Raw genomic sequence first — 9,941 nt, 5'->3', positions numbered from 1 at the left:
TTGCGTTCAGAATAACGATCTGTCAGGTATTTGCTTTGTCCACGAGTCAGTAGGGTGAACTTAAATAACTCTTCCATCACATCCACAATCCGGTCATAGAAAGCCGAAGGTTTCATTCGTCCATCTTCTTCAAACTCCAAAAAAGCTTTTGGAACTGAAGACTGATTTGGAATGGTGATCATCCGCATCCACCGCCCCAAAATACGCATCTGGTTCAGGCTGTTAAATGACTGTGATCCGCCACTGACTTGCATCAAGGCAAGAGTTTTACCTTGGGTAGCACGGATTGCCCCTCCTGCCAGTGGAATCCAGTCGATTTGAGATTTAAAGATTGAACTCATAGAACCATGGCGTTCAGGTGAACACCAGACCATGCCTTCTGACCATGCTAAAAGCTCATGCAGTTCTTTTACTTTTGGATGCTCAGTATCCGCATCTTCTGGTAAAGGAAGCCCTTTAGGATGAAAGATTTTTATTTCCGCCCCAAAATGCTCAAGGATTCGACCGGCTTCAAGAACTGCAAGGCGACTGTAAGAACGTTCTCGATTAGAGCCATACAGCAGCAAAATTCGCGGAGGATGAGCAAGTTCTTTGGCTTGAACTTTTTCAAAGGTGGGTTGCTCAAGAAGATTTAGATCTACATTTGGGAGATTCATAGAGTTAGGCCTCTTTAAAAACTTTCTTTCTCAGCCAGAGTGAAACACTCACCAAGGCAATCAACACAGGAACTTCGACCAGTGGGCCAATAATCGTGGTAAAAGCAACAGGCGAAGCGATACCAAAAGTTGCAATCGCTACTGCAAGTGATAATTCAAAATTATTCCCCGCTGCGGTAAATGCAATTGCTGTGGTCTTAGGATAGTCATTGCCCATCCATTTACTCATAAAGAAGCTGATGAAGAACATTAAAACGAAGTAAATGGTTAAAGGAATCGCGATGCGTAAAACTTCAAGCGGAAGACTCACGACATCACCGCCTTTTAGGCTAAACATGGCCAGAATGGTGAACAGCAAAGCCATTAAACTCAGCGGACTGATTTTCGGAATGAACTTGGTTTCATACCATTCCACGCCTTTCTGTTTCACCAAAATCCATCGCGTTAAGAAACCTAATAAGAACGGAATACCAAGATAAACCAGAACAGCATGGGTGATGGTCCAGAAATCGACATTAATGACCTGCGAAGCGACACCAAAATAGGGTGGAAGGAAGGTCAGGAATAACCAGGCATAGGTACTGAAAAATAGAATCTGGAAGATGCTGTTAAAGGCAACTAATGCTGCAACATATTGATTATCACCACAGGCCAAGCCATTCCACACCAGAACCATGGCAATACATCGAGCAAGACCAATCAGGATGACACCGGTCATATATTCTGGATAACTATGTAAAAATATGATTGCCAGGGCAAACATGAGTACTGGCGCGATCAGCCAGTTTTGTACTAAGGACAAAGTAAGGGTTTTCTTATCCTTAAACACTTGTGGCAAAGTCGCATAGTTCACTTTTGCCAGTGGTGGATACATCATTAGAATAAGACCAATCGCGATTGGAATATTCACTGAATCAATGCTTAATTTATCGAGTGCGACAGAAGCCTGAGGAAAGAAGTTTCCGATGGCAATGCCTAAGGCCATGGCAATAAAAATCCATAGCGTCAGGTTGCGATCTAAAAAAGATAAGCGTTTTTCAGACATTTCACTTACTCAACGTTCGAAATTTGATTAATTGCTGCAATCAATTCTGAGCGAGATAGTTTATCTACATTAAGTTTAAATAAAGCATCTAAGCGACGATTGATATGTTCAACAGTGCTCATAAAGGCTTTCATTTTTTCTTCTTTATTCACGTCTAAGTGTGAAGGATCAGCCAAGCCCCAATGTGCCTTGATTGCTCCACCCAAATAAAGTGGACATGCTTCTTGAGCAGCAGAATCACATACTGTGATCACAACATCAGGTTGATATTGTTCACAATCATTAATCGTTTTACTCCATAAACCTTCGGTAGATAATCCTAAGTTTTCAAGGGTTTCTAAAGTTAGCGGGTGAACTTGACCTGAAGGCTTACTCCCAGCGCTATAGGCTTTCCAACCTTCTGGTGCTCGGCTATTAAACAAAACTTCAGACAAAATGCTACGGCAGCTATTTCCAGTACATAAAAATAAAAATTTCATTGAATTACTCACAATAACTATTTACAGAAAGGGGGTGTTGATCATCCAGCTTTGATTGAGATTGAACCGTCTTCAAAATATCTAAAATTTCATAACACCAGTTGGCCAATTTTGGATTGATACTGTAGTAAACCCATTGGCCTTGTCTGCGATCTTGAAGTAGCCCTGAAGCACGTAAAAGGGCTAAATGTCTTGAAATTTTCGGTTGACTGAGTTGTAGTTTTTCAGTCAAATCACATACACATAGTTCTTTATTTTCAACAATTAATGTCACTATATTGAGACGTGTTTCATCTGATAAGCATTTAAAAAAATTAACTTGATCCATATAAATCTCCTTCACATTCTTTCCATTCAAGAGATGAGAAAGTACTATTTAATTCTTTGGCCATTTTCATCAATAATTTTTTCACCATCTTCTTTGCTAAATGCGCCTTTCTGAGGAAAGGGAGAATATCCAAAACAACTTCAGAAGGACGACACAAACGTGTACCTAAATCCGTAACAACGAATGGGCGGTTAATCAAAATAGGATGTTGAAGCATAAAATTTAAAAGCTGTTCATCAGACCAATCTTCCCGAACAATTTCTAAATCAGAATATGGAGGTACATTTTTACGAATTGCTTCTCTAACACTTAAACCAGCACTACGAATAAGTTCAATTAATTCTGCTTTCGAAGGTGGGGTAATTAGATATTCAATAACGATTGGTTCAATTCCTGCATTTTGAATTAAAGCTAAGGTATTCCTTGATGTACCACACTCAGGATTGTGATAAATCTTTATGGTCGAGAACATTTTGACTAACACTGCTATTAGAAACTCAGATATACTTATATACGTATTTCCACATATATGTAAATACGTATATTGATTTTATTTAAATTACTTAATGTCAATAAATGTATATATATTCTTGCAAATTCTTATGAGTGAGAAAAAACTCGTTATTTAAATATGTAAATTTAGAGTATACCCTAAAATTACATTTTAAAAGTTTTTAAAAACATGTACCATTTAAATGTTTTTTAATCATAAGTAACATGTAACTTTGGTATTAAAGATTTATAATTTACGAAATTGTTCATTTTTATCCAATTGGGGCGTAAAAAGTGAAAGGCCAAAAAGTAGGCTATGTGCGAGTGAGTTCGGTCGAGCAAAATACGGGACGTCAACTTGAGGGAATTGAAGTCGACCGGATTTTTGTTGACCGTGCTTCAGGTAAAAATACCGACCGACCGAAATTTCAGGAAATGTTGAATTATGTCCGGGAAGGAGACCGGGTGATAGTACATTCCATGGATCGTTTTGCGCGAAGCTTAAAAGATTTGGTGACTGAAGTGGATAAACTGGTCAAACGAGGGATTGCCATCCAGTTTGTAAAAGAAAATATTACTTTTACGGCCCAATCCACCCCGATGGATAATTTGATGCTGCAACTGATGGGTGCTTTTGCACAGTTTGAACGTGAGATCATTTTAGAGCGGCAAAAGGAAGGAATTAAACTTGCCTCTTCTCAAGGGAAGTACAAAGGCCGGGTACATAAATTGAAACCTGATCAGGCTGAAGCTTTGCGACAAGACTGGAAGGAAGGGAAGTACCCTTCAAAAATGGCATTAGGCCAGGCATTTGGAATTAGTCGCCAAGCGGTATATCGGTATTTAAAAGCCGGGAAATAACTCAATTGAAATTGGCGACTATATTTAGTTTAGCTTATGAAAATCGTGAAACGTTGATTAAATAATAAGTGCAGAAAGCAAAGAGTTACTAATTTTATACAATATAAGTTTTTGATTTATAATTAATTAACTCGATTGCAATCTAGCTTTTTCAGCAACGATTTATCTTTTTTAAAATAGTATTAATTTATTTTTTTGAGAACAAACCTTAACAAAATTACAAGTTTGTAATTTTGTCGTCATTCGGATGTATATATTTACTCATTATTATAAGTAAAGATTTTTTTGGTCCAAGATATGATTAGATTCAATAATATGTACATGAAGATTATTTTAGTTATTTTTACTATAGTTTTTTCAACCAGTAGTTTTGCTGATGGGGGACTCCGTTTCTTAGAGAAAAATTTAGAAATAATTAACAAATAATTAACATAGTAATTTAAATTAAAAAGTGATTTATCAGGTGAATTTTAACTATATAAATAATTTATTTAATTTAATAAACCTTTCATAAATCATTTTTTGCTCAGTTCTATGTTGTAAATTCCAGCAATTATCATAGCCACGCGGCTGTTACTGAAGAGAATAGTAAGAAGCTAATATTTACTGTAGGTTTGACCACTACGTTTTAATCGTAGAAATTATAACCGTTTTTATTACTCAAAGTTTAACTTTTGTGATTATCTAAAAACACATAGCGGTCGAATGGCCATATTAACTGACTTAAAATCAGTCGTATACTTTAATGTAGCGGTTCTGATAGCACAAAAGTTCGCAGCATGAAAACGGAACCGGCATAATTGATTTATAGTGAACCCATACACTAAGCATAATGATTTAGAGGACGATAATCCCAATGAAAAAATTCCTTTTAGGAGCTGTTGCCGCATCTGTTTTGGCCTTTTCAGGCAATGCTATGGCCAATTTTGTGGCAGGTCAGGACTATCAGGTGGTTGCAAAACCAGTCAAAGTCGAAAAACCGGGCAGAATTGAGGTACGTGAATTCTTCTGGTACGGCTGTGGTCACTGTTTCGCGCTTGAACCACATATGCAGGGCTGGTTGAAAAAATTACCAAAAGATGTACGTTTTGTACGTACGCCGGCTGCAATGAATCCACTCTGGGAGCAGGCAGCGCGTGCTTATTATGTGTCTGAAGCATTGGGTGTGCGTCAAAAAGCACATTTACAATTATTCCATGATATTCATGATAAGCAACGTCCAATTTTAGAACAGGCGCAATTGGCCAAGTTCTATACCCGCTATGGTATTCCTGAAGCGAAATTTAACAGCACTTATAAATCTTTCCCGATCACTTCGAAAATTGCCCAAGCCAAAAATCTGGCTGCTCAGTATCAGTTAAGTGGTGTTCCGGCAGTGACCGTGAATGGTAAATATATTGTGCAGGGTAATGATGCCAAAGTCATTCAGGTGGTGAATTACCTGATCGAGAAAGAGCGTAAAGCCAAATAAGACGCGATTGATTATCTCTAAAAAAAACCTGCATCGAATCTGCAGGTTTTTTTATTTAAACTGGAGGAATGGTTATTTACGTCCTGACTGCCGGATCTGGTGTTTCTATCGGCGGGCGATACCAGTGTAAAATTCCTCGGAATAAGAGCTGCATCTGCAACACGCTTTGCGCTTTAAAGTAATGAATTTTCCTTTCTATTTCAACACGCAGAATTGCCGAGGCGCCCCGACGCTCTACAACAAACAAATTCTAATCTAAGATTTACATAAATAGACTGATAAAGTTTAAAAGGAATAAATATTAATTTAAACAACATGGAAATTCTTGTTAATTTCAACAGAAATATGAACAATCTCTTCATGAATTGACAAAGCTTTACGAACTACCTCTGCTGTTAAGGAGTCATTAACTGTATTTAGGGATAAAATACATGAAAATTTACTTCTACCTACTTTCCAGACATGCAGATCAGTAATCGTAATTTGGTTATCTAATTCCTCTACAACTTCCTGAATCTCCTTTACTACAGGATGTTCCATCTCTGCATCAAGCAATGTTTTACCTGTTTCTCTAATCAATCCCCAAGACCATTGTGCTACAAGCACTGCACCTACGATCCCTAGAATTGCATCTAAAAAATCCCATCCAAAATACTTCCCTGCGAAAAGTGCAATAATCGCTAATACAGAAGTTACTGCATCTGCTACTACATGAAGAAAAGCGGCTTTCTGGTTTAAGTCATGGTCATCATGAGAGTGATGATGATGGTGGTGGTGACCATTTTCACGTAGTAACCAGGCACAAATAAAATTAACGATCAAGCCAACAATCGCAATTGAAATTGCCTCGTTGTAGTGAATATTCACAGGATTGAATAAACGTTCTATCGATTGAACACCCATGAATACAGCAACAACCATCAATAAAATGGCACTCGAATATCCAGCTAAGATTTCTATCTTCCATGTACCGAAACAGAATCTCTGATCACGAGCATATTTTCGAGCCATTTTATAGGCAAAATAAGCTAAGCCCAATGCCAACATATGAGAACTCATATGCCATCCATCAGCCAATAAAGCCATGGAATTAAAGAACCATCCTCCAAAAATTTCAAACACCATCATTACACCAGTGAGGATGGTTGCGATTAAAATTTTCTTTTGTGCTAAAGGATTTCCTTCGTCAAATTGATGCGAATGGTCACTTTTAACATTATTTAGATATTACATTTTATTGCACCACAATTAATACTCCCCCATAGTATATGTTCTTGAGGTTGAATAGTATGTCTCACTTAAATCAGAACAAAAAAATTTTAAATCGGATTAGACGAATTCAAGGTCAAACTAATGCCCTTGAACAGAATATTTTAAATTCTGAAAATTCTTGTATTGAGGTATTACAGCAAGTTGCAGCAATTAAAGGTGCGATAAATGGCTTAATGAATGAGTTAATAGAACTTCATCTTAGAGAACATGTACTCGGTGATACTGAGAAAATAAAGGAAAAAGAACTAAATGAATTTTTAGCTTTAGTTAAACGCTACTTATAACTTTAAAGCACAGTCTTTTAAATAAAAAAACTGTGTGCGCACCTATTAATGACAGTGGTAATCACCAGTTTTACTGTTGGTATGACAACCCTGTGAGTTCGTTCCCCCAGAATGAGCATTCGCATAGGTAAATGACATGCCTATAAAGCATATTAATAAAATTCTTTTCATCTTAATCCCTCTCAAATAATTAGAATATCAACTGTATGATATTTAATAAAAGCCAACATGGCTTAGACCATTTCCAAATATATAAAGTAAAGCCAACAAAACTTTAAATGTATATAAAAAATGGTTAAATAATTGCAAGGGGGGCTTTAAAACGTTTTAATCGTAAAGCATTTCCTAGTACAAATATTGACGAGAGAGCCATTGCACCAGCAGCAAATACAGGAGAAAGTAGCAGTCCAAATTGCGGATAAAGTACACCTGCTGCAATAGGAATCAGAGCTGCATTGTAAACAAATGCCCAAAATAAATTTTCACGAATATTGGTTATAGTCGCTTTGCTTAAAGCGATAGCATTTGGCACTCCTTTCAGGTTGCCAGACATCAGAACCACATCAGCAGCTTCAATAGCTACGTCTGTACCTGTACCTATTGCTAAACCAATATCTGCTTCTGCAAGTGCAGGGGCATCATTAATGCCATCTCCAACATATGCGAGTTTACCATATTGATTTTTTAATTTTTTAACGGCCTCTATTTTACCTTCAGGTAAGACTTCTGCAATAACCTCATCAATACCTAGTTTTTTTGCAATCGCTTGAGCTGTATGACGGTTATCACCTGTAATCATGGCAACCTTTAAACCTAACTGATGTAACGCTTCAATTGCAGCAAATGTTGATTCTTTAATTGGATCTGCTACAGCAATAATGGCAGCAAGTTTCTGGTCAATCGCAACATAGAGAGGGGTTTTTCCTTCTTCTCCCAAACGATCCGAAAATTGAGAAAAAACATTAGGATTCAAACCTAGTTTTTCCATATATCGATCTGCACCAATATGAACCAAATGTTCAGACACCGTTGCTTCTATTCCATAGCCCGTGACTGACTTGAAATCAGCAACAGGAGACAGGATTAATTCCTTATCTATAGCGGCTTGTACAATTGCTCGAGCAATAGGATGCTCAGACTTTGATTCAACGGCTGCCATAAGTGAAAGTACGGCATTGTATTCAAACCCTTCTAAGACATGCAGATCGGTTAAAATTGGTTTCCCTTCAGTCAGGGTCCCTGTTTTATCAACAGCAACCACTTTAGTTTCTTTGAGCAGCTGCAAAGCTTCCCCTTTACGGAATAAAACACCCATTTCAGCACCACGCCCAGTTCCCACCATGATTGATGTAGGCGTTGCAAGTCCCATTGCACAAGGACATGCAATAATGAGTACCGCAACTGCATTAACTAAGCTAAACGTTAGGGCTGGCTCAGGGCCGAAGATAAACCAAGTAATAAAAGTTAAAAGAGAGAGACCCATTACTACAGGTACAAACCACATGGTAATTTTATCAACCAATGCCTGAATAGGCAGCTTGGAACCCTGTGCCTGTTCAACCATTCGGATGATTTGAGAAAGCACTGATGAACTACCAACAGAGGTGGCTTTGATATTTAAGCTGCCACTTTGGTTAATTGTTCCTCCTACCACAGTAGAGCCTATCGTTTTTTCAACGGGCATAGGCTCGCCAGTAATCATGGATTCATCAATAAAACTTTGGCCGTGAATAACTTCACCATCGACAGGGATACGCTCGCCTGGTCTAATCTCTACAATCGTTCCTGTTTGAACTTCGGCAATCGGAACTTCTATCACCTGATTATTGAGCTGTATTCTGGCAACTTTAGGCTGCATTCCAACTAGATGTTGAATTGCTAAAGACGTTCGGCCTTTTGCCTTGGCTTCAAAAAATCTACCTAATAGAATTAAAGTGATAATAACCGCTGCAGCTTCATAATAAACATTGACCGTGCCTTGTGGCAGGACACTTGGAAAGAAAGTAGCAACCACTGAATAAAGATAAGCAGCCAATGTTCCTACAGCCACCAAGGAATTCATGTCTGGTGCTAAGCGGAATAAACTTGGGATGCCCTTTTTAAAGAAGCGTCGGCCTGGAAAAATTAATGCTACTGTGGTCAAGAAAAATTGCATTAACCAGCTATTTTGTTGGCCAATGTTATCCATCATAAACGTATGAAAGGCGGGAATCAGGTGTGATCCCATTTCTAAAATAAAAACGGGTAGAGTCAATAAGACTGACAAAATTAAATCTTTTTTAAGTTTTTCTAATTCAATATTTTTTTTATCTTGAAAGCTTTCCGTAGTTTGATGAACTGACTTTGCTTCAAACCCTGCTTTGGTGACAGCCTGAATTAACGAGTCACGAGTGACAGATGAGCTTGCCTGAATAGTCGCTTTTTCAGTAGCCAGATTTACATGAGCTGATTCCACACCCTCAACAGATTTTAAGGCCTTTTCTACTCGACCTACACAAGAAGCACATGACATACCCTCAATCGTAAGCTCTATTGGTTGCAGCGCTTCCACTTCGTAGCCTGCTTTTTCTACGGCTTTAATTAAAGTAGCGCGATCAAGTGGTTGATGCGCATAAATGACTGCTTTTTCGGTAGCCAGATTTACATGAGCCGATTCAACACCCTCAACAGATTTTAAAGCTTTTTCCACACGGCCTACACAAGAAGCACATGTCATCCCCTCAATCTCTAATGTTTCACTGTAGTGTGGCGTATCAGTCATTTCGGTACTCATATACGATCTCTATCATTTAGATATGCTGAGTTCTATATGCGAAGATCAGCTCGAACCAAGATTAGGGGGAATTCAGGGATTACTTTTATTTCAAGCAAGTACAGGTTTTATCTGTACGATGAGGAAAATAAGAGAGAGTAAAAGTGGTAAGGAATTCCCACTGTTACTCTAACAGAGATTAAGCAGGATCAGCTGTAAATCCACGCTCACTGAGAGTGGCAATGACTTGATCCTGACTCACCGTTGTGTTGATTTCAACAATACGGTTTTGTAAATCAAT

Annotated in this window: 9 protein-coding genes and 4 pseudogenes; 4 read left to right on the top strand and 9 right to left on the bottom strand. The window is 38.1% G+C overall.

The annotated features are described in order from the left end of the window. The 5 genes and pseudogenes from arsH to arsC all read right to left on the bottom strand — a co-directional run. Positions 1-656, bottom strand: a 656-nt coding sequence (gene arsH, locus B3143_RS09620; protein ID WP_286740237.1) for an arsenical resistance protein ArsH, incomplete at its 3' end; no start/stop codon positions are given. Between the two features lie 4 nt (positions 657-660). After that, positions 661-1,701: an ACR3 family arsenite efflux transporter gene (arsB, locus tag B3143_RS09615; protein WP_004644740.1), complete on the bottom strand. Its 1,041-nt coding sequence runs from the start codon at positions 1,699-1,701 to the stop codon at positions 661-663. 5 nt (positions 1,702-1,706) lie between these two features. Then, a complete protein-coding gene (locus tag B3143_RS09610; RefSeq protein ID WP_004781073.1) occupies positions 1,707-2,180 on the bottom strand; it encodes an arsenate reductase ArsC in 474 nt (157 codons plus the stop codon). 4 nt (positions 2,181-2,184) lie between these two features. Then, positions 2,185-2,508 carry a metalloregulator ArsR/SmtB family transcription factor gene (locus B3143_RS09605; RefSeq protein ID WP_004644742.1) on the bottom strand — a complete coding sequence of 108 codons (324 nt, stop codon included), beginning with the start codon at positions 2,506-2,508 and terminating at the stop codon, positions 2,185-2,187. A 44-nt stretch (positions 2,509-2,552) separates the two neighbouring features. After that, a pseudogene (gene arsC, locus B3143_RS09600) lies at positions 2,553-2,980 on the bottom strand (arsenate reductase (glutaredoxin)). A gap of 314 nt (positions 2,981-3,294) precedes the next feature. On the opposite strand from arsC, the gene B3143_RS09595 reads away from it, so the two are divergent. From B3143_RS09595 to B3143_RS09590, 3 genes and pseudogenes are all read left to right on the top strand, one after another. Beyond that, positions 3,295-3,861 carry a recombinase family protein gene (locus B3143_RS09595; protein WP_004812033.1) on the top strand — a complete coding sequence of 189 codons (567 nt, stop codon included), beginning with the start codon at positions 3,295-3,297 and terminating at the stop codon, positions 3,859-3,861. 557 nt (positions 3,862-4,418) lie between these two features. After that, positions 4,419-4,540: pseudogene (locus B3143_RS15255) on the top strand (cation transporter); the annotation flags it as partial. A gap of 177 nt (positions 4,541-4,717) precedes the next feature. Further along, a complete protein-coding gene (locus B3143_RS09590) occupies positions 4,718-5,332 on the top strand; it encodes a thiol:disulfide interchange protein DsbA/DsbL (RefSeq protein WP_004281236.1) in 615 nt (204 codons plus the stop codon). Positions 5,333-5,638: 306 nt separating this feature from the next. On the opposite strand, the pseudogene dmeF reads toward B3143_RS09590, so the two are convergent. Continuing rightward, positions 5,639-6,541 (bottom strand): annotated as a pseudogene (gene dmeF, locus B3143_RS09585) (CDF family Co(II)/Ni(II) efflux transporter DmeF); the annotation flags it as partial. Positions 6,542-6,621: 80 nt separating this feature from the next. Here dmeF and B3143_RS09580 point away from each other — a divergent pair. After that, the gene (locus tag B3143_RS09580; RefSeq protein WP_005006352.1) at positions 6,622-6,888 is read left to right on the top strand and encodes a metal/formaldehyde-sensitive transcriptional repressor; all 267 of its coding nucleotides are present in this window, start codon (positions 6,622-6,624) and stop codon (positions 6,886-6,888) included. Between the two features lie 45 nt (positions 6,889-6,933). On the opposite strand, the gene B3143_RS09575 is transcribed toward B3143_RS09580, so the two are convergent. The 3 genes and pseudogenes from B3143_RS09575 to B3143_RS09565 all read right to left on the bottom strand — a co-directional run. Continuing rightward, a complete protein-coding gene (locus B3143_RS09575) occupies positions 6,934-7,026 on the bottom strand; it encodes a YHYH domain-containing protein (protein WP_151809984.1) in 93 nt (30 codons plus the stop codon). A gap of 157 nt (positions 7,027-7,183) precedes the next feature. Further along, positions 7,184-9,661 (bottom strand): heavy metal translocating P-type ATPase, encoded by a 2,478-nt coding sequence (locus B3143_RS09570; RefSeq protein ID WP_004281880.1) that lies wholly within the window; start codon positions 9,659-9,661, stop codon positions 7,184-7,186. Positions 9,662-9,839: 178 nt separating this feature from the next. After that, positions 9,840-9,941: pseudogene (locus B3143_RS09565) on the bottom strand (heavy metal transporter); the annotation flags it as partial.

The organism is Acinetobacter sp. UBA1496 (genome assembly GCF_002324975.1).
Classification (GTDB): domain Bacteria; phylum Pseudomonadota; class Gammaproteobacteria; order Pseudomonadales; family Moraxellaceae; genus Acinetobacter; species Acinetobacter variabilis.
Note: the sequence above shows the minus strand (reverse complement) of the source record. Positions and strands in the feature narration are given on the sequence as shown.